Origin of the sequence: Bradyrhizobium sp. RD5-C2 (assembly GCF_019972155.1) — a bacterium.
In the GTDB taxonomy this organism is placed as follows: Bacteria; Pseudomonadota; Alphaproteobacteria; order Rhizobiales; family Xanthobacteraceae; genus Bradyrhizobium.
This window is the reverse complement of sequence record NZ_BOVL01000024.1, coordinates 14,254-35,232: the sequence shown is the minus strand read 5'-3', so window position 1 is coordinate 35,232 and position 20,979 is coordinate 14,254. Positions and strand designations below refer to the sequence as shown.

Annotated in this window: 22 protein-coding genes; 15 read left to right on the top strand and 7 right to left on the bottom strand. The window is 62.4% G+C overall.

Features of this window, described 5'->3' with window-relative positions:
* The first annotated feature begins 272 nt into the window (after positions 1-272).
* Complete coding sequence (gene aspD / locus BraRD5C2_RS31080; RefSeq protein WP_223975041.1) at positions 273-1,904, top strand: aspartate 4-decarboxylase; 1,632 nt, start codon at positions 273-275, stop codon at positions 1,902-1,904.
* A 199-nt stretch (positions 1,905-2,103) separates the two neighbouring features.
* Positions 2,104-2,283 (top strand): hypothetical protein, encoded by a 180-nt coding sequence (locus BraRD5C2_RS31075; RefSeq protein WP_223975039.1) that lies wholly within the window; start codon positions 2,104-2,106, stop codon positions 2,281-2,283.
* An 8-nt stretch (positions 2,284-2,291) separates the two neighbouring features.
* On the opposite strand, the gene BraRD5C2_RS31070 is transcribed toward BraRD5C2_RS31075, so the two are convergent.
* Positions 2,292-3,068, bottom strand: a complete 777-nt coding sequence (locus BraRD5C2_RS31070; protein ID WP_223975037.1) for a B12-binding domain-containing protein — start codon at positions 3,066-3,068, stop codon at positions 2,292-2,294.
* Positions 3,069-3,094: 26 nt separating this feature from the next.
* Between BraRD5C2_RS31070 and BraRD5C2_RS31065 the strand changes: the two genes are divergently transcribed.
* A complete protein-coding gene (locus BraRD5C2_RS31065; RefSeq protein WP_223975035.1) occupies positions 3,095-3,412 on the top strand; it encodes a hypothetical protein in 318 nt (105 codons plus the stop codon).
* Positions 3,413-3,448: 36 nt separating this feature from the next.
* Here the strand turns inward: BraRD5C2_RS31065 and BraRD5C2_RS31060 are convergent, their stop codons facing one another.
* On the bottom strand, positions 3,449-3,847 hold the full coding sequence (locus BraRD5C2_RS31060; RefSeq protein WP_223975034.1) for a hypothetical protein: 399 nt from the start codon (positions 3,845-3,847) through the stop codon (positions 3,449-3,451).
* A gap of 406 nt (positions 3,848-4,253) precedes the next feature.
* Between BraRD5C2_RS31060 and BraRD5C2_RS31055 the strand changes: the two genes are divergently transcribed.
* Both BraRD5C2_RS31055 and BraRD5C2_RS31050 read left to right on the top strand, forming a co-directional pair.
* On the top strand, positions 4,254-5,333 hold the full coding sequence (locus tag BraRD5C2_RS31055) for an AI-2E family transporter (RefSeq protein WP_223975033.1): 1,080 nt from the start codon (positions 4,254-4,256) through the stop codon (positions 5,331-5,333).
* Positions 5,333-5,770, top strand: a complete 438-nt coding sequence (locus tag BraRD5C2_RS31050) for a potassium channel family protein (protein WP_223975032.1) — start codon at positions 5,333-5,335, stop codon at positions 5,768-5,770. The genes BraRD5C2_RS31055 and BraRD5C2_RS31050 overlap by 1 nt, the downstream gene beginning before the upstream one ends.
* An 8-nt stretch (positions 5,771-5,778) precedes the next feature.
* On the opposite strand, the gene BraRD5C2_RS31045 is transcribed toward BraRD5C2_RS31050, so the two are convergent.
* Entirely contained in the window at positions 5,779-6,447 is a 669-nt protein-coding gene (locus BraRD5C2_RS31045) for a helix-turn-helix domain-containing protein (protein WP_223975031.1), read from the bottom strand.
* Positions 6,448-6,691: 244 nt separating this feature from the next.
* Between BraRD5C2_RS31045 and BraRD5C2_RS31040 the strand changes: the two genes are divergently transcribed.
* The 3 genes from BraRD5C2_RS31040 (at position 6,692) to BraRD5C2_RS31030 (ending at position 9,127) form a co-directional block, all read left to right on the top strand.
* Positions 6,692-7,861 carry a sensor histidine kinase gene (locus BraRD5C2_RS31040; protein WP_223975030.1) on the top strand — a complete coding sequence of 390 codons (1,170 nt, stop codon included), beginning with the start codon at positions 6,692-6,694 and terminating at the stop codon, positions 7,859-7,861.
* Positions 7,862-7,943: 82 nt separating this feature from the next.
* On the top strand, positions 7,944-8,576 hold the full coding sequence (locus BraRD5C2_RS31035) for a response regulator transcription factor (RefSeq protein WP_223975029.1): 633 nt from the start codon (positions 7,944-7,946) through the stop codon (positions 8,574-8,576).
* A 176-nt stretch (positions 8,577-8,752) separates the two neighbouring features.
* Positions 8,753-9,127 (top strand): response regulator transcription factor, encoded by a 375-nt coding sequence (locus tag BraRD5C2_RS31030; RefSeq protein WP_223975028.1) that lies wholly within the window; start codon positions 8,753-8,755, stop codon positions 9,125-9,127.
* A gap of 16 nt (positions 9,128-9,143) precedes the next feature.
* Here BraRD5C2_RS31030 and BraRD5C2_RS31025 read toward each other — a convergent pair whose 3' ends face one another.
* Positions 9,144-9,692, bottom strand: a complete 549-nt coding sequence (locus BraRD5C2_RS31025) for an invasion associated locus B family protein (protein WP_223975027.1) — start codon at positions 9,690-9,692, stop codon at positions 9,144-9,146.
* A 58-nt stretch (positions 9,693-9,750) separates the two neighbouring features.
* Positions 9,751-10,638 (bottom strand): alpha/beta hydrolase family protein, encoded by an 888-nt coding sequence (locus BraRD5C2_RS31020; RefSeq protein WP_223975026.1) that lies wholly within the window; start codon positions 10,636-10,638, stop codon positions 9,751-9,753.
* A gap of 179 nt (positions 10,639-10,817) precedes the next feature.
* On the opposite strand from BraRD5C2_RS31020, the gene BraRD5C2_RS31015 reads away from it, so the two are divergent.
* The 3 genes from BraRD5C2_RS31015 (at position 10,818) to BraRD5C2_RS31005 (ending at position 15,957) form a co-directional block, all read left to right on the top strand.
* Complete coding sequence (locus BraRD5C2_RS31015) at positions 10,818-12,494, top strand: SulP family inorganic anion transporter (protein ID WP_374708065.1); 1,677 nt, start codon at positions 10,818-10,820, stop codon at positions 12,492-12,494.
* A gap of 187 nt (positions 12,495-12,681) precedes the next feature.
* Positions 12,682-15,432: a decarboxylase gene (locus BraRD5C2_RS31010; RefSeq protein ID WP_223975024.1), complete on the top strand. Its 2,751-nt coding sequence runs from the start codon at positions 12,682-12,684 to the stop codon at positions 15,430-15,432.
* Positions 15,433-15,522: 90 nt separating this feature from the next.
* Entirely contained in the window at positions 15,523-15,957 is a 435-nt protein-coding gene (locus BraRD5C2_RS31005; RefSeq protein WP_223975023.1) for a hypothetical protein, read from the top strand.
* Positions 15,958-15,997: 40 nt separating this feature from the next.
* Here the strand turns inward: BraRD5C2_RS31005 and ppk2 are convergent, their stop codons facing one another.
* A complete protein-coding gene (ppk2, locus tag BraRD5C2_RS31000; RefSeq protein WP_223975021.1) occupies positions 15,998-16,798 on the bottom strand; it encodes a polyphosphate kinase 2 in 801 nt (266 codons plus the stop codon).
* A 25-nt stretch (positions 16,799-16,823) separates the two neighbouring features.
* Entirely contained in the window at positions 16,824-17,276 is a 453-nt protein-coding gene (locus BraRD5C2_RS30995) for a hypothetical protein (protein ID WP_223975019.1), read from the bottom strand.
* A 154-nt stretch (positions 17,277-17,430) separates the two neighbouring features.
* Here BraRD5C2_RS30995 and BraRD5C2_RS30990 point away from each other — a divergent pair, with 154 nt between their 5' ends.
* From BraRD5C2_RS30990 to BraRD5C2_RS30975, 4 genes are all read left to right on the top strand, one after another.
* Positions 17,431-17,874, top strand: coding sequence for a hypothetical protein (locus BraRD5C2_RS30990; RefSeq protein ID WP_223975017.1), 444 nt, complete (start codon positions 17,431-17,433; stop codon positions 17,872-17,874).
* A complete protein-coding gene (locus BraRD5C2_RS30985; protein WP_223975015.1) occupies positions 17,867-19,099 on the top strand; it encodes an HlyD family secretion protein in 1,233 nt (410 codons plus the stop codon). Before BraRD5C2_RS30990 ends, BraRD5C2_RS30985 begins: the two co-directional genes overlap by 8 nt.
* Positions 19,100-19,123: 24 nt before the next feature.
* Complete coding sequence (locus tag BraRD5C2_RS30980; RefSeq protein ID WP_223975013.1) at positions 19,124-19,537, top strand: hypothetical protein; 414 nt, start codon at positions 19,124-19,126, stop codon at positions 19,535-19,537.
* 76 nt (positions 19,538-19,613) lie between these two features.
* A complete protein-coding gene (locus BraRD5C2_RS30975; RefSeq protein WP_374708064.1) occupies positions 19,614-20,939 on the top strand; it encodes a TAXI family TRAP transporter solute-binding subunit in 1,326 nt (441 codons plus the stop codon).
* The last annotated feature ends 40 nt before the right edge of the window (positions 20,940-20,979 follow it).

The following is a 20,979-nucleotide window of genomic DNA, read 5'->3' as shown; positions in this document are numbered from 1 at the left end:
CTCACGCAGGGGGCCGAAAAGGGCGAGCAACTGTATCGATCGACATCAGACGGCGGTCGGCGAGGTGGATGTTGATCTATGTCAACCGCGAGTGCGACAGCCTCGTGATTTCATCGTCTTGCCGACAACGCACGCGTGAGCTGCTTGCGATCGCAAGGCCCGCACGAGACCGTTGACATAGATCAAGGCTCGTCACCGGCCGCCGCTCATGCTGAGCGCAAGGCGCCTGTCCACCTCCATTCCAACACCTTGCATCGTCCCGGGAGTATCAAATGGCCGATCTTCTGACCTTAAAGAAATTCGAGGCGTTGAGCCCGTTCGAGATCAAGGACGAACTGATCAACCTCGCGAAGAGCAATTCGAAGCGGAGTCAGATGCCCTTCCTGAACGCCGGGCGGGGCAATCCGAACTGGGTGGCCACGACGCCGCGTGAAGGCTTCTTCCTGCTCGGACAGTTCGCCATGACCGAGAGCAAGCGGGTGATGGAGCACCCGGCGGGCATCGGGGGCATGGCTCAGGCAAAGGGCATTGCCGGACGGTTCGAGGCCTGGCTCGCACAGCACAAGGACATGCCGGGCGCGAGCTTCCTGACCGAGATGCTGCCCTTTGCGGTGAAGAAATTCGGCTTCGATCCCGACGCTTTCGTCCACGAACTCGTCGACTCGATCATCGGCGACAATTACCCGGTGCCGGATCGCATGCTGGTGCACAACGAACGGATCGTGCACGAATATCTGATGTGGGCGGTTTGCGGCGAGCCCCGGCCGACCGGGAAGTTCGACATCTATGCGGTCGAAGGCGGCACGGCGGCGATGTGCTACCTCTTCAAGTCGCTGAAGGCCAATCGGCTGCTGGTGCCCGGTGATACGATTGCGCTGGCGACGCCGATTTTCACGCCCTACATCGAGATGACGCACCTGGAGGACTACGATCTGAAGGTCGTTCAGATCAGGGCTCCGCAGGAAAACAAGTTCCAGTTCACCGACGAGGAAATCAAGAAGCTGGAAGATCCGAAGGTCAAGGCCTTCTTCGTCGTCAATCCGTCCAATCCTCCGGGGATGGCGTTGAGCAAGGAGACGATCGCCAAGCTGGCCAATTTGGTCAAGACCAAGCGTCCCGACCTGATGATCCTCACCGACGACGTCTACGGAACCTTCGTGCACAACTTCCGTTCGTTGCTCGGCGAGCTGCCGCACAACACCATCGGCGTCTACTCCTATTCGAAGTATTTCGGCTGCACGGGATGGCGGCTCGGGGCCATCGCGATCCACGAAGACAACATCTTCGACAAGAAGATCGCCAAGCTCCCGGACGAGGCCGTGAAGGCGCTCGACAAACGTTACGGGCCGCTGACGCTCGAGCCGCGCAAGCTCAAGCTGATCGACCGGATCGTCGCCGACAGCCGCGACGTGGCGCTCAATCACACTGCGGGACTGTCGTTGCCGCAGCAGGTGATGATGAGCCTGTTCTCGCTTGCGGAGATGCTGGATGTGAAGAAGGCCTATCAGGCCGCCTGCATGGAAATCGTCAACAAGCGCCTGTGGTCGCTGCTCGACGGGCTCGGGCTCGCCGACAAGCTGACCCCCAATCCGAACTATGATGCCTACTATGCCCTGATCGACTTCGAGTTCTGGGCCCGAAAGAACATCGGCGACGATGCCGTCGAAAATCTCAAGAAGAACGTCCACCCGCTGGACCTTGCGTTCAGGCTGGCCGAGGCCCACGGGATCGTGCTGTTGAACGGAGGTGGCTTCGATGCCCCCGAATGGTCGCTTCGCGTGTCGCTCGCGAACCTCCCTGACGATGTTTACGACGACATCGGACGCGGCGTCCGCGCGATCGCCAGAGGCTATCGCGATGCCTACGAAGCGGCGACAGGGAAGGGCGCAGGCGCGAGGCGCTGATGAACTGAGTTCCACGGGCGGAGAGACCCGTTGATTTACGGCGCGACGGTTGGCCACGGTTGTCACCATTCAGCTGTCCAGATGTCGCGTCGTCAACGGCCCGGCTCTCATAGCCCGATTGGGTTAGGCAGGTTGTCGCAAGTGATTTCGATCGCGTGGCACAAGCTGCACTGGTCATCCGGTTTCCACGTGATCTACGATGACGATCATGAGGAACGGCGGCGACAAATTTAGTCGAATCGTTCGTGCAGGCCGCGCTCGCGGTTGGTTGAATCATGGGCTTGAGGCCATCGACGGCGATTTTGCTTTCAGGATGATTGTTGTCGCGGCCGGCACTGTGTCGACCATGGCGATTGCATTCGGATTGCTATCGCCCTGAGCGCGCCGTTACCCGAAGTCGAGCGAGCTGATGTCGGTGACGAGATCGGCGCCGGCAACCGCAGGCACGAGCCCGGTCTTGACGGCATAGCCGCCGACGATCACATGTGGCCGGCCCGACGCAGGGAGCGCGGCAACTCGTCTGGCAATATCGGCAACGGGCTCGCGTTGTTCAGCCAGTGCCATTGAGATCAGCAGGTATCTTGGCTTGGTCGCAACGAGACGCTTCTGCAGTCCATCGAAGCCAATGGGACCGTCAACGATCTCGGCGTGGACTCCGCGGCTGCCGAGCCAGAGCGCAAGGATGCGGATCGCGAGCGTGTGGGTGTTGCCTGGCGCATTCATGAGCAGGATCTGACCGGAGGGCGGGGCCCTCGGTGCTTGGCCGAGCGCGCTCGTCCTCGCCGTGATCAGGTCGACGACCTCCTCGCAGAAGGCGGTAAAGCGACGCTCGCCTTCGACGCTGAGCACGCCGGTCTTCCAATCCTCTCCGATCTGATACAGCATCGGGGCGATCATGCCGATCAGGATGTCGACCGGCCGGCAGCTTGCGCCGATTGCCTCGTCGACGACGGCTTCCGCGGCTTTGACGTTGTTGTGGCGCCCGGCAATGAACAGGCGGCCGAAGATATCGCGGAGGAATTGTGCATGCGCGAGCTCGCGCCCCTCGAAGGACCAGTAGTGCTTCGCTTCGCAATCCGCGCACAAGCCGTGCGTGATGCTGAAATCGTCGTATTCAGGCGCTTCGCCCGCGAAGTGTTGGCAGTATGAGCACCATTTCAGCACGAGACGGTTACTCCCGGCGGCAATGAATGCGCTTCAGAATAATTGCAAATTCGACCGGACGTCGAGATCGCTGTGCGGCCAGGCTCGGTATCGGGGCCTGCGTCACGACCTTCTTGTTTTGCTGCGCGCAAGAGGCGGTCGCGCTACCGCTGACACCATTCCGCTATGAGGCCCAGGCGCATCGGCATTGTCCCGGGGATACCGTGGTCTGGCTCGATCTCCGCCGCGGACGCTATTATCTCAAGGGACAGATCCGTTATGCCAGAGGCTTCGACGGCAGTTACGTGTGCAGGAACGAAGCTCGCGACAGCGGCTATCGGCGATCGTTGCTAGGCCTCCGCTGATCCCAGCAAAGGCCGGCGTAGTGTCCGACGACCGATCTACCATCCGTAATAGGCGCGCGGCTGGGCGTAATATCCGTAACCTCCATATCCTCCATAAGTCGGGCAATAGCCGGAGCCGTAACCATATCCGCCGCCGTAATAGGGGTATCCGCCATAGGCCGAGCTTGCGATGGCTCCGCCGACGATCGCCCCGGCTGCGGCGGCGCCCCATCCGCGATAACCCCAGCCACGATAGCCCCAGCCGCCGTAGCCTCCTCTCCAACCGCGGTAGCCCCAGCCACCGCCCCATCCGCCCCAACGGACCTGAACGGCGCTGTTGTCGACCGCGGCTTTCATGGCCGCGATGTTGGTCGGCAGCGGGGCGGCCTGGCTCGCGTCAACGCCGGTCGCGCTCGCAAGCAGGGTCAAAGCCAGCAAGGTTCTGGTGTTCTTCATGATGTCCTCCAGATCGGGGTGATAAGGCAGTCGTGATCCAACGGCTGGCAAATCACGAGCGGCTTCCAGATCATGTGCAGCCCAGACTGTCAGCCGGCGGGGGCCGACGCTTGATTTGAATCAATGTGACCGTGGGGCTCTCGGTGAAGCGGACGATTGATGCTGCACCTTGGGACAATTGCCGCGGGCTGCCGTCCGTCGCCTAATCGGAGCGCGATCGCGATCGTGATCCCGGCCGTGATCGCATCCCGACGAGTTGGAGCGGCCCCGATTCCCATCCCCGAACCGGGGCCGTTTCTTTGGCGAGGCAGCGGACGCGCGACGCTTGATCTGGATCAACTCGTGCGCGGCAGTGCGATGGCACCGCTTCCTGCGTGCCTGCTGACGCTCAACCGAAAGCACGCTCTTGAAAACCCTTCGCCAGCTCGTAGCGGGAGACGAGTTCATCCAGCTCGCAATTCGCCTCGGATTGCTGGCGCTGCTGATCTACTGGTCGTTCGTCCTGGTCCGCCCGTTCGTGCCGATCCTGGCCTGGAGTGTGGTGCTCGCGGTCGCGCTCTATCCCGTCTTCACCTGGCTCACGAGGATACTCGGTGGCCGCGCCAGCATCGCGGCTCTCGTTCTGACCTTGATCGCACTGGGAGTCGTCATCGGACCGGCGACCTGGCTCGGGATCGGGGCGGTGGACGGGGTGAGGGAGCTGGCCGGACAATTGAGCGCCGGGAACGTTGTCGTACCGTCGCCGGTGCCGCAGATCAAGGATTGGCCGCTGATCGGCGGCCCGCTCTACGATCTCTGGGATCGGGCCTCGACCAATCTGAGCGCCGTGCTGCGCGAGGTCGTTCCGCACCTAAAGCCGCTCGCCGGGATCTTGTTTGCGTTTGCGGGCGATGCCGGGGTCGGGATGCTGAAATTCCTGCTCGCGGTTGTCCTGGCGGGGTTTCTGTTTCCCTATGGCTCGCAGCTTGCCGCAGCCTGCCGGAGCTTCCTGTCCCGCATCGTGCCGGAGCAGAGCGAGCACTTCCTCGACCTGGCCGGCGCAACCATTCGGGCGGTGTCCCGGGGCGTCATCGGCGTTGCCGTCCTGCAATCGCTGCTGGCCGGGGTCGGCTTCAAGCTGGCGGGGATTCCAAGTGCGGGCCTGCTGGCGTTTGTCGTGATGCTGCTGGCGATCGTGCAGATCGGGGCGGCGATCGTGCTGATTCCGGTGATCATTTGGCTCTGGTCGACCAAGGACCTGGCGACGGCGCTTGCTTTCACGTTGTTCTTCCTGGTCGTCGGGGTCATCGACAATGTGCTGAAGCCGCTGGTCATGGGGCGGGGCCTGACCACGCCGGCGCTCGTCATCTTCGTCGGCGTGATCGGCGGGACGCTTGCGCACGGCATCGTGGGCCTGTTCATCGGGCCGATCATTCTCGCGGTCGCCTGGGAGCTGATCACGGCATGGATCCGGGACGACCGTGCCCGGCTAGCAGGACAGCGGTGATGCTATATCAACTCATCGTTGGATCGGCGGTCAGTGCGATCAATATCGTGCTCCATTCGCTGTTCACCGTCGGGGTGATTGGGCTGCTGCGGAACATCGCCTTGAGCGCGGCCGGCAGGTCTGGGTTGCAACTCAGCGGCGTGATGGTGGCGGCTGCGCTGATCCTGATGGTCGCACACACGCTGGAGATTATGGTGTGGTCACTGGCCTATTTCGTGATGAGTGCAGTGCCTGCGGGTAGCGATCTGATCTATTTCGCGTTCGTGAACTACACCACGCTCGGTTACGGCGACGTGATCCCGGTAAAGGCGTGGCTGTTGCTCGGACCGATGGCGGCCATGAACGGTATTCTGATGTTCGGCTGGTCGACGGCGGTCCTGTTCGAAGTGCTGCAAAAGACCATCGAGCGCCAAGCCGCGCCCGTGAAGTCCCCGTAAACTCGCGGTCAGTTGTCCAGCCTGGACAGCTGGTCGCGGTCGACCAGCATGATTTCGCGCTGGTTCGAGCCGAGGAAGTTGAGCGCTCCGTAGGCGTGCAGCTTGGAGAGCGCGCGCGATACCGTCTCCAGGGTCAGCCCGAGATAGTCGGCGATATCGCGTCGGCACATCGGTAGGGCGACGACGTCTACTCCAGTCAGCCGGCGGTCCATTTCGAGCAAGAATGCTGCAACCCGCTCCAACGCGGTCTTGCGGCCGAGCAGCAGCATGTGATCCTCGGCATGCTGCAGATTGCTCGTGGTCATGCTCAGCAGGTTGCGGGACAGGGCGGAATCCGAATGGGCCACCCGTTCGAGGCTCATCCGCTTGACCAGGCGCACATTCGTGTCGACGACAGCTTCGGCGGTGAAGCGATGGAATTCGGTATTCTCGAGGCCGAAAATGTCTCCGGCGAGATGAAAGGCGCCAATCTGGCGCCGTCCGTCGGAGAGGAGCTTGTAGCTGCGGACGGCCCCCGAGACGACCTGGTAGACGTACTCCGCAGGCTCCTTCTCGCCGTAGATCTCGGCGCCCTTTCTGTAGTGGAATTCGCTGGTGATGAAGTTGGCGTGCCGGGCGGTCAGCCCACCGAGGATGTTAGGTCCATTGGCCGGTCTGACATTGACGTGAGCGAACATGGACCAACTCACTCTGTAATGAACTTGCGGCGTCCGAGCGGTTCGAAATGCCTGTCCGCACGCAATGACTACGACAGGGCTCGATCAGCCTCTATTGGTCCTGAGGTCATTGTCCTAAAGGACAGGGCGCGGGAATGCGGCGATTTGTTCGTAATTGGTGCGGAAGTCTTCGAGGAAAATTCAATTCTCTCGACGATAATGGGGTGCTAGGTTTTGAACCCGTTGATCTCCGGCTCCGAGCGCTATGGGCAAGCCAATTCGGCTCTCTGGACTGATCATCCTGCTGGCTATCTTGCTTTCTCCGCCTGGTCTCCGGGCGCAAGAGATGCGTCCGCATTCGGCGCTGGTGCTGGACCAGTCCGATCGGGGCGGCCCGTTCTACGATCAGGTGTTCGTCGGGCTGAGGGATGCCGTGAGCGCGCACGGTCACGCGCCGACGACCGTCGACACGGAGAGCCTCGATTTCAGTCGCTTCGGTCGCGAGGCTTATCAAAACGGATTTCGGCGTGAAGCCGCTCTTCAATTGGCAGCCGATGCAGCGCTGCCGCAAGGCAGCGAAAGTCGCCTCCGTGAGCCGGGTTTTATTGAAAGGTACCGCTGGCGGGCGATCGCGCTCGCCGCTGCAATACTAGCCCAGACCTTGCTCATCGCGTTCCTGCTGCACGAGCGGCACATGCGGCGGAAGGCCGAGGTCGAATCCCGCAATCAGCTGTCCCAGCTTGCCCACGTCAATCGGCAGGCGACCGCCGGAGAGCTGTCGTCCTCCATTGCCCATGAGCTCAACCAGCCGCTTGGCTCGATCCTGACCAATGCCGAGACCGCGGAGCTGATCCTGGCTTCGCCGACGCCCGACCTTCAGGAGGTCCGGGAGATCATTTCCGACATCAAGCGCGATGATCTGCGCGCGAGCGAGGTGATCCGTCGGATGCGCAGTCTGCTGAAGCGTGCGCCATTTGAGAAGAAAGAGATCGATCTCAATCAGACCATGCGGGAAGCGTTCGATTTCCTCAAGCTGCAGGCCTCGGCGCGCAACGTCGCGATCTACCTGCAGACCTCACCGGAGACCCTGCGGGTGACGGGTGACCCGGTTCAGTTGCAGCAGGTCATTCTCAACCTTGTGGTCAACAGCATGGACGCGATGGCCAAAATGCCCTACGGGCGCACGATCATCGGTCGTACCGAGGTCAACGGCGACGCGCTGGCGATGATTTCCATCTGCGATTCAGGTCCGGGAATTCCCCAGGACAGGCTGAACGATATTTTCGATCCGTTCTTCACCACGAAGGAGCAGGGCATGGGCATTGGCCTGTCCATCGCGCGGACGATCGTTCTGGCGCATAGCGGTCAGATCTGGGCCGAGAACCAGTCCGGCGGCGGAGCGGCTTTTCATCTCTCGTTGCCGCTCGCTGCATAGCTCGTTTGGGGTCTTTTCTTGGCGGGAGGCCGTGATAATACGAATGGAGGATCTCGCTGTCGATCGCGCAGGAGAGGGCGTCATGCACGCTTACGTGCATATCGTCGATGACGATGACTCGTTTCGTACAGCACTTGAGCGCAGGCTCAAGCTCGCGGGCTATCGTGTTCTGACGTATGCGTCGGCCCGGCAACTGCTCGATCGATTGCCGGGCGACGAAGAGGCCGGCTGTATCCTGTTGGACGTGCGCATTCCCGGAATGAGTGGTCCCGAGCTGCAGGGCCGTCTGAACGAGCTGCAATCCACGCTCCCGATTGTATTTCTCACTGGATATGCCGACACGGCGACGACCGTCCAGGCGATCAAGGCGGGAGCCGAGGATTTCCTGACCAAGCCGATCGCGTCAGACCAGCTGATCGAGGCGATCGAGCGCGCCGTTGCGCGGCACGAGTTGGCCCGTAGCCAGCGAGCCAGGTTCGACTCACTCCGCGCGCTGCTGGCAAGGTTGACCCCACGCGAGCGGCAGGTGTTCGATCTGATCGTGTGCGGCCGGATCAACAAGCAGGTTGCCTATGAGCTCGGCACGACGGAACGCACGATCAAGGCGCATCGTCACCAGGTCATGGAGAAGATGCAGGTGCAGTCACTGGCCGAGCTGGTCTCGATCGCGGAGCGGCTCGGCACGCGCCAACCCGGTGGCGCGGTCAGGGGATAATCCGCTGCGGCCGCCTGTCCCAAGGTACAATATGAAAACCATGTGACGGCGGATATCTCCGGTATTGGCCGCGGTGATGTCGCGTGCCGGTGAGATTCCGATGCGCCCGTCGTCCAGGTGCCGACGTTAGGCAAAAATCGGGCTTTTGATTCAACAACGAGTGAAGGCCTCCGGATTTGCCGACCGCGAAATTTGTCTTCGTCGTGGATGATAATCCCTCCATGCTCCGTGGAATCGGGCGGCTGCTCAGGGAATACGGATTCGCATCCAGATTGTTCGAGACCGGAAGCGCTCTGCTAAAGCATGGCAGCTTCGACAGCGCGCTGTGCCTCATCCTGGATATCAATCTCAGTGATGGTTCCGGGATTGAACTGCGTCACCAACTGACGGATCTGGGCGTCGACGTCCCGGTCATCTACATTACCGGGAATGACAACCCGGCGACACGCATGGCGGCGATGGCATCGGGATGCGTGGCCTATCTGACCAAGCCATTCACGGCGAATTCATTGATGCAGCCGATCGAGCGGCTGCTGGCCGGCGTAGTCTAGCGGCTGCGAGCCTCAATCATTCGTCGATGGCTTGATCGAGTGTCAGCGCGGGTGCTCCCTTGCGCACGGTCGCAAAGCGGTCGAGCGGCACCGAGGTTGTCACCGTCAGAATGCTGGTGTCGACGGTGACGATCGACAGCGACTTTCCGCCGTCCATCTCCTCGAGGAGCTTCGGATCGGCAACATTGGCCGCAATGCACATATTGGTCACGCACCAGGTGTAGGGCAGGCGATGAACTTCCATCTGGTCAACCGATAGCTTGACCCCGGCCTGCAGATACATCCCGACCGGCAGGAAGAGCTGGAGGCGCGCGGTCCCGTCCTCACGCTCGACCAGATCGATGCGAACGGCGGTCTGGCCGGTGCCGAGCGTGCCGGTGATCGACGTCCGGCATAATGTCTTGGCGCCTGCTGCGTTGAAGCAGAGCTTTCGCCACTCGCCATACTTGACGTCGCGCGCCACGCGCGCTCCCCGCGGGGCGACCTCGTCACCATCCTTCACCGCAGCCGGCGGTGAGGGCGTCTGTTGACCGTGCGTGGCACTGACGCTCGCCACAAACAGCATTGAAGTAACCAAAGCACCATATCGGACCATAGATTCTCCTTCAGGGAGGCTTGGCCGCCTAGCGAACGTTGCCCAGAAATCGTTCGACCAATGGCGACCAGATGGGAATCGAATTGGGAGAGCCGATCAGGAAATGCCCTTCGTCGCCGAACGGCGGCAATAGATGGTATTCGGCCCGCCCGCCGGCGCGCGAGAACGCCTCGTGCATTCGCTTTGACAGGACCGGGCCGAAGAAGGTGTCGTTCTCGATATAGAGCCACAGCATGGGCACCCGTGAAGTCTGGCCAAAGAAGCCGGTCGTTTCGACCAGTTTATCGGGATTGCAATTGTTGTTGGGCTTGCCATCGACCCGGCCGCCGCGGCCGGCCGCGAAGGTGATGATGGCTTTGACCTGCGGAGGGTTGAGGCTCGACAGCGCGATCGCCGCCCAGCCGCCGGCCGACTGTCCGACGACGATGACGTCTTTCGGCACGATGCGCTTTTCGGCTGCCATGTAGTCGATGATCCAGAGATCGACCTGCGCGACGGCGAGACCCGGATCGAGGAAATTCGGATTGGTGCATTTCCCGACCTTGGAGAAGAACGGGCCGTAGAGACCGCGTTCGGGAATATCGATCGCCGCCGCGCCATAGCCGGTGCCGACCGGTGCCACCACGAGATAGCCGCGCCGCGCAAACCACATTGCGGCATCGCGAAATTCTACCAGCGGGAAGAAGCTGCGATCCCTGGCGTTCAGCGACACGCCATGATTCATGATGACCAGCGGGAAGGGACCGTCGCCCACGGGGCGAACCAGGTAGGCGAACATTGGTAGCGGTAGCGGCAACGCCCAGATCTCCTCCTGGATGCGCTGGGATGTGCCTTGATCATCGGTGCGTGCGGGAGCGGTCAGGCCAAGCAACAGAAGGGTTGCGGCAGCGAGGGTCCGTAAGCGGTGCTGACGCATGCCATGCGCTCCAGCGGTCGTCCGGCAAATGTGCAGGTCAGGATGATCGAGCCGAGCAAGGTAAGAAGCATTGCGGGCAGCAAGGCTTGATCTGAGTCAACGAGCATCGCGTCCGCCGGCGCAACCACATGCACCCATTGCGGCTTCATACGGCGGGCTTGATGTCGATCCGGGGCGAGATGAGTTGGATGCGTCGATTTCCGCCGGCGATCTGGCTCGCCGATTACCGCGTCTCCTGGCTTGGCGCGGACGCGATCGCCGGGGTCACGCTGGCGGCCTACGCCATACCGGTGTCACTGGCCTATGCGGGCCTCGCCGGCCTGCCGCCTCAGATCGGCGTGTACGGCTACCTGCTTGGCGGCATGGGCTACGCCCTGCTGGGCTCCTCCCGGCAACTCGCGGTCGGGCCGACCTCGGCGATCTCGCTGATGATCGCCGGTGCTGTCGGCATATTGGCCGGCGGCGATGCCACGCGTTACGGACAGATCGTCAGCCTCGTTGCGTTCAGCGTCGCAGTGCTCTGCCTGATTGCGTGGCTGTTCAAGCTCAGCCTGCTGGTGCGGTTGATCAGCGATAGCATTCTGGTGGGCTTCAAGGCCGGGGCAGGGCTCACCATCATCATGAGCCAGCTGCCGAGCCTGTTCGGCGTCGCAGGCGGCGGCCACAATTTTTTCGACCGCGCGATCAAGCTTGCCGGCCAGCTCGGCGATACCAGGCCGCTGGTGCTCGGCATCGGTGTGGCTGCGACCATGCTGCTGTTGCTCGGCGAGCGCAGGCTGCCCGGCAAGCCTGTTGGGCTGGCGGTGGTCGCGCTGTCGATCCTCACCGTCTCCGTGCTCGGGCTTGCGGAAATGGGATTGCCGGTGACCGGAAAGATCCCAACCGGGTTGCCGGTCCTTGCGTTGCCGACATTTGGCCTGCTCGAATTTGACGATCTCTTTCCCATCGCCGCCGGGTGCCTGGTGCTGGCCTATGTGGAAGGCGTATCCGCCGCGCGAAGCTTTGCGGCAAAGCACGGCTACCCGCTGGATGTCCGGCAGGAGTTCTTGGGACTCGGTGCGGCCAACCTCGCGGCAGCCCTTGGGCACGGCTATCCCGTTGCGGGCGGCCTGTCGCAATCGGCCGTCAATGACGCAGCCGGCGCGCGGACGCCACTGGCGCTGGTGTTCTGCTCCGTGACCCTCGCACTCTGCCTGCTGTTCTTCACCGGTCTGCTGACCAATCTGCCGAAGACCGTGCTTGCCGCGATCGTCTTTTCGGCCGTCTACAAACTGGTCGATATTCCCGCGCTCGCCAGAATGTGGCGGATCAGCCGGATCGATTTCTATGCCGCGCTCATCGCGCTGATATCCGTGCTGTTCCTCGGAATCCTGCAGGGTGTGTTGCTGGCCGCTGTCGCCACCATCTTCCTGCTGCTGTTGCGCGCGTCCCAGCCGAATATCGCGTTTCTCGGCCGTCTCCCTGGCAGCGGCCGTTATTCCGACAGGGCGCGGCACGACGACGTGGAGCCCTTGGCCGGGATCCTCGCGTTTCGCCCGGAAACCTCTCTCCTTTATGTCAATGCCGAGACGATCTTCGAGACGGTATTGGCGGCGCTTCGGACGTCCCCCGACGTCAAGCTGGTGGCCTGTGACCTGTCGGCCTCGCCATTCATCGACCTAGCGGGGTCGCGCATGCTCCACGATCTGCACCAGGAACTCGCATCGCGCGGAATCACGTTCCGCATCGTCGGGGCGCACGCGCAGTTGCGCGACCTACTTCAGGCGGATGGCCTTGCCGACAAGACCGATCGTGGAGACTGGATGCGCACGCTTGACAGCGTGTTGGACGACGGGAAACCGCCGGCAAACACCTAGGGTGTGCGACCGAGCGGATCGCCCCGGACACAGTAGCCCTGTCGCATCGCAAGGCGTGGCACCTGCTCGGAAGCTGTGAGACGCGTCTCAATCCGGCATCGGCTTGACTTGGATCAAAGGGAGCGTTGGGCCCGGTTTCTACGATCGGACAGAACCAGCGCCAGGATCACGAGATCAGGAGTCATTCATGGCCAACGACGCGAAGCCGGCACAGCAGCGCATCGACCAGTTCTTTTCCGGACCCGGCGGACGCGCCGACAATTGGCGCGATCTGGTTGAGGCGGCAAAGCGGTGGAGCGGAGGCGGCGACCGTGCCGCGTATGACGCGGCGCTGTCGGCGCTTGCGGTCACGGAGGAGTTTCACGGCTACCCGGGCCTTCGTTTGATGGCGGCACTGAAGGAAGCCGCGGCGGCGGGTGATGCCGCCACCTCGCTTATGCTTGCAACGCGGATCACGCAGGCCCTTCAAACGAAATCCTTCCGCCAACAGGCCCACGACTGGAGCACGCAGGACGACGGCAATGGCGACGTTCCTGATCTGCTTCCGCCAACGCTCGGACAATCGGGGGGCCGCCGCCCCTACTTCGAGACGCTGATCGTGACTGGGGTGCCGGCCGGCAACTGGCCGGGACTGCTTTCGGAATGGCGCAGGCTGCGGCGTCCGGTCGACGCCTTCATCTATGAGCCCGTGGTCGTGGGCAGTCTCGAGGACGCCTTTTGTGCGGCCATGCTAAATCCCAACATTGCGGCGGTGGTGATCAACGAAGGTTTCGGCTTGCGCTCGCGCCACGACGCGCCTGTGCTTCGTGCCATGACCGGCGCCATGGGGCTCAACGACGAGTCCGACGCGTCCGCGCTCCGGCTGGCCCATATCCTGAAGCGGATCCGTCCCGAGCTTGATCTCTACCTGATGTCCAACCGCGACGTCGAGGAATTGGCCGGCAATCCCGAGGCCGACGTGGCGCGCCGGGTGTTCTACTCGGTCGAGGATATCCTCGAATTGCATCTGTCAATTCTGGAAGGCGTGCAGGATCGCTTCGACACGCCGTTCTTCGACAATCTGAAGAAATACGCGCAGCGGCCGATCGGAACCTTCCACGCGCTGCCGATCGCGCGGGGCAAGTCCGTGTTCAAGTCGGACTGGATCCGCGACATGGGCGAGTTCTACGGGCTGAATCTGTTCCTTGCCGAGAGCAGCGCCACCACCGGCGGCCTCGACAGCATGCTGGAGCCGACCGGCAACATCAAGAAGGCGCAGGAGAAGGCCGCTCGCGCGCTCGGCGCCGACCGCGTCTTCTTCGTCACCAACGGGACCTCGACCTCCAACAAGATGGCGGTGCAGGCGCTGCTGGGTCCCGGCGACATCGCGATCGTCGATCGCAACTGCCACAAGTCGCACCACTACGGCATGGTGCTGGCGGGCGCGCAGCCGCTCTACGTTGAGGCATTCCCGATGACGGAATACTCGATGTACGGGGCAGTACCCCTGAAGACGATCAAGCAGGCGCTGCTGAATGCGAAGGCCGATGGCCGGCTCGACCGGGTCAAGATGATCGACCTGACCAATTGTACCTTTGATGGTCACATCTACAACACGCGGCGGGTGATGGAGGAATGCCTCGCGATCAAGCCCGACCTGATCTTCCTCTGGGACGAGGCCTGGTTCGGCTTTGCGCGGTTCTCGCCGTTCCTGCGGCGGCGAACCGCGATGGGCGCGGCCAACGAGATCGAAGCCTGGATGCGCGATCCCAAATCGGTTGCCGCTTACGAGAAGCAGCAGGTCGAACTCGGCAAGAACCCCTCGGACGAGGTGCTGCTCAAGACCCGGCTGATTCCCGACCCGCGCCAGATCCGGTTGCGGGTGTACCAAACCAATTCGACGCACAAGTCGATGTCGGCGATCCGGCAGGGCTCGATGCTGGCCGTCAAGGACATCGAATTCCACACGGTCGAGGCGCAGTTCAAAGAGGCCGTGTTTACGCACGCTTCGACCAGTCCGAACCAGCAGTTGATCGCAAGCCTCGACGTCTCGCGCCGGCAGATGGAGCTCGAGGGCTATGGACTGGTGGCCAATGCGATGGAGATCGCGTTCGCCATCCGCAATGCGGTCAACACCAATCCGCTGATCTCCCGATATTTCCGCGTTCTGGGCGCGGATGCGATGGTGCCGAAGGCCTATCGCCAGAGCGGGTTCACCGATTATCTGGCTGATGGCACCAACTGGGCAAGCGCGCTGAAGAGCTTGAACGACGACGAGTTCTGCCTCGATCCGACCCGCATGACGCTCGTCTGCGGCACGGCCGGCTACGACGGAACGCAGTTCAAGGGTCTGCTCGCCAGCCGCTACAACATCCAGGTCAACAAGACCTCGCGCAATTCGGTCCTGATCCAGTCCAACATCAACAATACGCGGAGCGACGTCGCGCATCTGGTCCGGGTGCTGGCCGAAGTCTCCGGCGAAATCGATCGGGGCCTGGCCAAGGGCGGAGCGAACGCCAGGCGCGATTTCGACGCGCGGGTCAACAGCCTGATGAAGGACGTGCCCGACCTGCCGAACTTCTCGCATTTCCACGACGCTTATCGCGGCGACGCGGGCACGAAGACGAACGAGGGCGACATCCGCGGTGGATTCTATTCAGCCTATGATGCGGCTGGATGCCAATACATTCGCCTGAACGATCCCGAGATCGACAGGCGCCTGAAGAACGGGCCCGCTCTCGTTTCCGCGAGCTTCGTGATCCCGTATCCGCCGGGCTTCCCGATCATGGTGCCTGGCCAGGTCATCACGCAGGAGACCATCGATTTCATGCGCAAGCTCGATGTGAAGGAGATCCATGGCTACGACGCCGCCGAAGGCTTGAAGCTCGTGACCACCGAGGCGCTGGCCAGGATGGGCAAGCCGCGGGCGGCAGCGCCGAAGCTGAAGGCCGCATCATAAGGGCACGAGATCTCGCAAGGCGTCTTCGCATTCTCGGAGCGATAATCCTTGCACAACAAGTCGTAACGCAACCGGTTTCTGGAGAGAGTCATGAGGAAAGTGAGTTTGATCGGAGTTCTTGCTGCGGTGGTGATGGGATTGGCCGGCTTCAGCACGCCATCACTGGCCGAAACCGGCTCGGTCGCCGTCATCTTCACCAAGGGCGGCTTCATCGTGGGTGTCGGAGGCGGCGAGGGCGTATTGACGCTGCGCGGCAAGCATTATCCGTTCACGGTGTCGGGGATGAGCGTTGGCTTCACGATCGGCGCTTCGACCACCAAGTTCGTCGGGCGCGCCATCAATCTCAGGGGGCCTGCCTCAATCGAGGGCTCCTACAGCGCCGCAGGCGCCGGTGGTGCGATCGCCGCGGGCGCCGGCGGCGTGCAATTGCAGAATGCCAATGGTGTGATCCTGCAGCTCAGCGGCCCGAAAGTCGGCGCCGAGGTCTCGGCCGCCGTGGGCGGTGTCACGATTCGCTTGAAATAGATCTGAGGGACCAAGGCCGCGCCCGGCGCGGCCTTGCCCTTCAGTAGCGTTCCTCGACGAACTTCATCCCGCGCAAGCCGGTCTGGTCGTTGTAGCGGCCCTTGTTCGAGCGCTTGGGCAGCTTGACCTTGACGCGCTTGACGCGTCCGTGAGGAATTGTCTTGAGCAGGAATGAGATGCAGTTCAGTCGCGCCCGCCGCTTGTCATCGGATCGGATGATGTTCCAGGGCGCATGCTTCGAGCTCGTCGCCTTGAACATCAGGTCGCGCGCGCGTGAGTAGTCATACCAGCGGCGATAGGATTCGGTGTCCATCGGGCTCAGCTTCCACTGTCGCAACGGATCGTCGATCCGAGCCCTGAAGCGCCGTTCCTGCTCATCCATCCCGACCTCGAGCCACAGCTTGATCAGGATGATGCCGCCCTCGATGATGTATTGCTCCATCTGCGGGCAGAGCGAGAGGAACCGCTTGTGGTCCGCAGGCGTACAGAATCCCATCACATATTCGACGCCTGCGCGATTGTACCAGCTGCGATCGAAGATCACGATCTCGCCGGCGGCGGGAAACTGCTGCATGTAACGCTGGATGAAGAGCTGGGACTTCTCGCGATCGGATGGTGCCGGCAGCGCGACCACCCGAAACACACGTGGGCTCACCTTCTCGGTCAGGGCCTTGATGGTTCCGCCCTTGCCGGCTGCATCGCGACCCTCGAACAGGATGATGACCCTGAGCTTGTTCGCTACCACCCAGTCCTGGAGATGGCACAGCTGGACCTGCAGCTTGTGCAGCTCTTCCTCGTACTGTTTGCGCGTCATCTTTTCTGCGGACTTGTCTTTCGCCATGGATACCCGTCCATCGTTCGAGCTGTTAACCCCAGGCAATGACGATGCCGATGTCGCCGGGCATGCCCCCGGGGTATTCAACGACCTGGTATCGGATGCGATAGCCGCGCGGCTGCAGATAGTCCGCCCAGAGCTGGTATATTTCCTTCGGTATGCCTGTCAGCGTCTTTTCCCAGCCGACCTCCATCTGATTGATGGCGCGCCCCTTGTCGGTGCACAGCGTGTTGGGGAAGCGGTAGACCTGCACTTCGGTCAGTCCGTTGCGTACTGCGCGCTGAATCACCGTCGATGCCAGCTTGACCTTCTCGTCCTCGCTGAGCCCGGAGGGTTTGCTCAACCGCTCGATCAAGGCGCGCTTCTCGGCCTCCACAGCAGCCGCACGCTTGGCATGTTCCTCGGCCTTCCCCGCTTCCTGGAGCGCTGCCTGCTTCTGGATCTCGTGCGCATTCGGGATCAAGTCATCGATCTTGTCTCGCATGGCTGGGGACTCCTAAGCCCGATCTCTCACCGTGCCTCCAAACGGTAGGGTCGGGCCAACGGGCCTCCTTGATCCAGATCAAGCAAGCGCGATAGGATGATCAGCAGTGTCGATCAAGATTGCTTGCGGTTTTATTGCAACCGGGAGACTTGGCTTGAACGAACAGATCCATCCGGCAGCGCCCCATCATCTGCCGTTTTTCATTCCCGGCGCCGACGGGTCGGATACCTTGATGGTGGTGATGGGCATTTTCCTCGTAGCCACAGTCTTGTGGGTTGGCACTCTCTACTGGAAGCTGCACAGCCTGCCGGAGCGCATGGCGCACAAGAGCCAGAAGCTTCAATTTGAGATCGTCGCGGTCCTCGGACTGATATCGCTTTTCACCCACATGCATATCTTCTGGGTCGCCGGCTTGCTGCTGGCGCTGATCGACCTGCCGGATTTCGGCACGCCGATGCGCAGCATTGCCGATTCCGTCGAGCGCATCGCCGACGCCACGCCAGGCGCGCCCGCTTCAGAACCGGAAGCCGAATCCGTACCGGGCGGCGGTCCCGACGTCCGGACGCCCGCGAAGCAAGGGGTGCACAACCATGCTTGAGCTGATGATCTGCTCGCTGGTGACGATCCTACCGGATTACCTCTACCGCCGCTATCGGCAAGGCAAGCGATTCGGCAAGGAGATCACGTTTTTCTCCGTCTGGTACGAGCTGAGATGGGGGATCACCGGCTGCCTGATGCTCACGATCTCGCTGATCACGATGATCTTCTACTTCCATCCCTCGACAAGCTCCGCGGCGATCTACTTCAGGACAGTGCCGATCCTGCCCGAAGGGTCCGGCCGCGTCGTCGAGGTCAATGTCGACTTCACCGCGCCGGTGAAGAAAGGCGACGTTCTGTTCCGGCTTGATAGTTCGAAGCAGGAGGCTGCGCTGGAGACCGCCAGGCGAAAGATCGCCGAGGTCGATGCGTCGCTGATCTCGGCGCAGGCCGATGTCGTCAAGGCGGACGCCCAGATCGGCGAGGCGAAAGCCTCGTTGCAGCAGGCCAAGGACGAACTCGACGTGAAGAGCGAATTGCAGCGCCGCAATCCCGGCATCGTGCCGCAACGCGACATCGAGAAGCTGCAGGTGCTGGTCGATCAGCGACAGTCCGGCGTCGATGCGGCTAGTGCAGTCAAGGAATCGGCGACGTTGCGGGTCTCCACGCTCCTGCCGGCCGAGCGGGCGAGCGCCGAGGCCGCGCAGGCGCAGGCCCAAGTGGATCTCGACAAGACCTTCGTCCGTGCCGGCGTCGATGGCCGCGTCGAGCAATTCCTGGTTCGCCCAGGAGACCTCGTCGCTCAGATCATGCGGCCGGCGGGAGTCCTGATACCGGACGAAGCGGGCCGCAACAGGTTGCAGGCGGGCTTCGGGCAGATCGAGGCCCAGGTGATGAAGCCCGGCATGGTTGCGGAAGCCACGTGTATGTCGAAACCCTGGGTGATCATCCCGCTCGTCGTCACCAGCGTGCAGGATTTCATCGCCGCCGGTCAGTTTCGGGCCACCGAGTTGTTGATCGACCCGCAGAGCCTGCAGAAGCCGGGTTCGATCCTCGTGTTCCTTGAGCCGCTTTACAAGGACGGCCTCGACGGCGTGACACCGGGCAGCAGTTGCATCGTCAATGCCTATACTAGCAACCATGACGTGATTGCCGATCCGAAAACCGGCGCGTTGAAAGGTTTTGCCCTGCACGCCGTCGACGCGACCGCACTCGTTCATGCACTGCTGCTGCGGATCCAGGCTCTGCTGCTGCCGATCCAGACGCTGGTGCTCAGTGGTCACTGACGGGCGCGAACAGGGAGACAGCATATGAAACCGGATCGCAAATTTCGCGCAATCGTGGTCGCGGGCATGATCTTCGGATCGCCGGATTACGCGCGCGCATTCGATCTCACCGGCGCCTGGGCCACGAGCGCCGAACAGTGCCGAAAAGTGTTTGCCCACAAGGGCCGGGCGAGCCAGCTCACCTTCACGAATTTCTCGGGCGTCTATGGCGGTGGGTTCATCGCCGAGGCCGATCGCCTTCGAGGCAAGTTCGAGAACTGCAAGATCAAATCGCGCAAGGACGACGGCCAGAACATCAACATCATCGTCGGTTGCGCGTCGGGAATCATGGTATCGAACGTGCAGTTCTTCCTTAAGGCCGTCGACGACGATACCATTACGCGCCAGTTCCCGGGCATCGAGGGGATGGAGGTCAACTATCATCGTTGCAAGCTCTAGAGGTGTCCGCTCCCCGCGCTGGCTCAGCGCCGCCGCACTGTTGCGTGCTGACGCCGGACCGATTGGGTAGCGCGCCGTGGATCCGGGCAGGTTGCCAAGGTCATTCCGCATCGCCCTGGTGGTGGGTATTGTCCTTCTGGCAGCGGGCGCTGGCTTGTTGGCCTACCGCTGGTATGAGCGGCCGACGACCTTGACGATTGCAGTTGGCTCGCTGGATGGCGAGGCCGGCAGGCTGATCTCGGCGATCGCCGGAAAGCTCACCCAGTCGAAAGCGCCGGTCAGGCTCAGCCTGGTCCAGACCCCGGGGCCGCTTGAGTCCGCCCAGGCATTCGCGTCCGGAAAGGTCGATCTCGCCGTCGTACGTGGGGATGTCGGCGATCTCTCTCAGGCTCAGGCCGTCATCGTACTGGCCCACGCCACCGTGCTGATGATTGCGCCGCCCGGCGCTGCGATATCCGACGTGGCGGAGCTGAAGCGCGCCACCATCGGCGTGATCGGCGCCGAAGCCAATCAGAAGCTGATCAAGGTGCTGACCGATGAGTACGACCTGGCGCGGGCCGGCGTGACGTTCAAGCCGCTGGCGCCCGCGGACGCGCGCCGGGCCCTCGACACCAAGGAGGTCCGGGCAATCCTGCTCGTGATGCCCCTGACCGAGAAATATCTGGCGCTGCTGCGCAACGTCTTCCCGCACACTGCGCGAGCCGGCCCGGTGATGATCGCCATCGAGTCCGCCGGTGCGATCGCGGAAAAGGAGCGCGCCTATGAGAGCTTCGATGTGCCGAAGGGTACCTTGCGCGGCTCGCCGCCGATTCCTGCCGACGACCTGACGACGCTGCAGACATCGTTCTATCTGGTGGCGCAGAAGAAGCTCGGGAATGACCTGATCGGCGACCTGACGCAATCGATCGTGAATGCGCGGCGGGACCTGCTTGCAGAGCTGCCGGGGCTTTCCCAGATCGCCACGCCCGACACCGACGCGGGCGCCTATTTGCCGGTGCATCCCGGGGCGGCAGCTGTCTTTGAGGGGACCCGGGAGAGCTTTCTCGACCAGTGGGGCAACGCGATCTTCCTGGCGCCGATGATCGCAGGCGGGCTCGCGTCCGTGCTCGCGGCGGCGTGGAAATTCCTTCGGCCGGTCGAGACACCGAGCCGCCAGGAGGCGCTCGACGCGCTCTATGCGCTCGGGCCTCGGGTCCGGGCGGCCGGTCTCGAATCGGAACTGGAGGAGATCGAGCGTGAAATCGACCAGGTGCTGCGGACGCAACGCAAGGAGCCGGTCGCAGACGACAAGGCAGAGCGTGCCGTCACCGCGGTGAATGTTGCGGCTCACCGGCTCGAGAACCTGATCCACGATCGCCGCGTTCATCTTGCATCGCGGCAGCCGAGCCAAGTCCAAAGCTGAACCGCAAGCTGAGCGGAAGGATGCTTTCCTTTGATCTCGA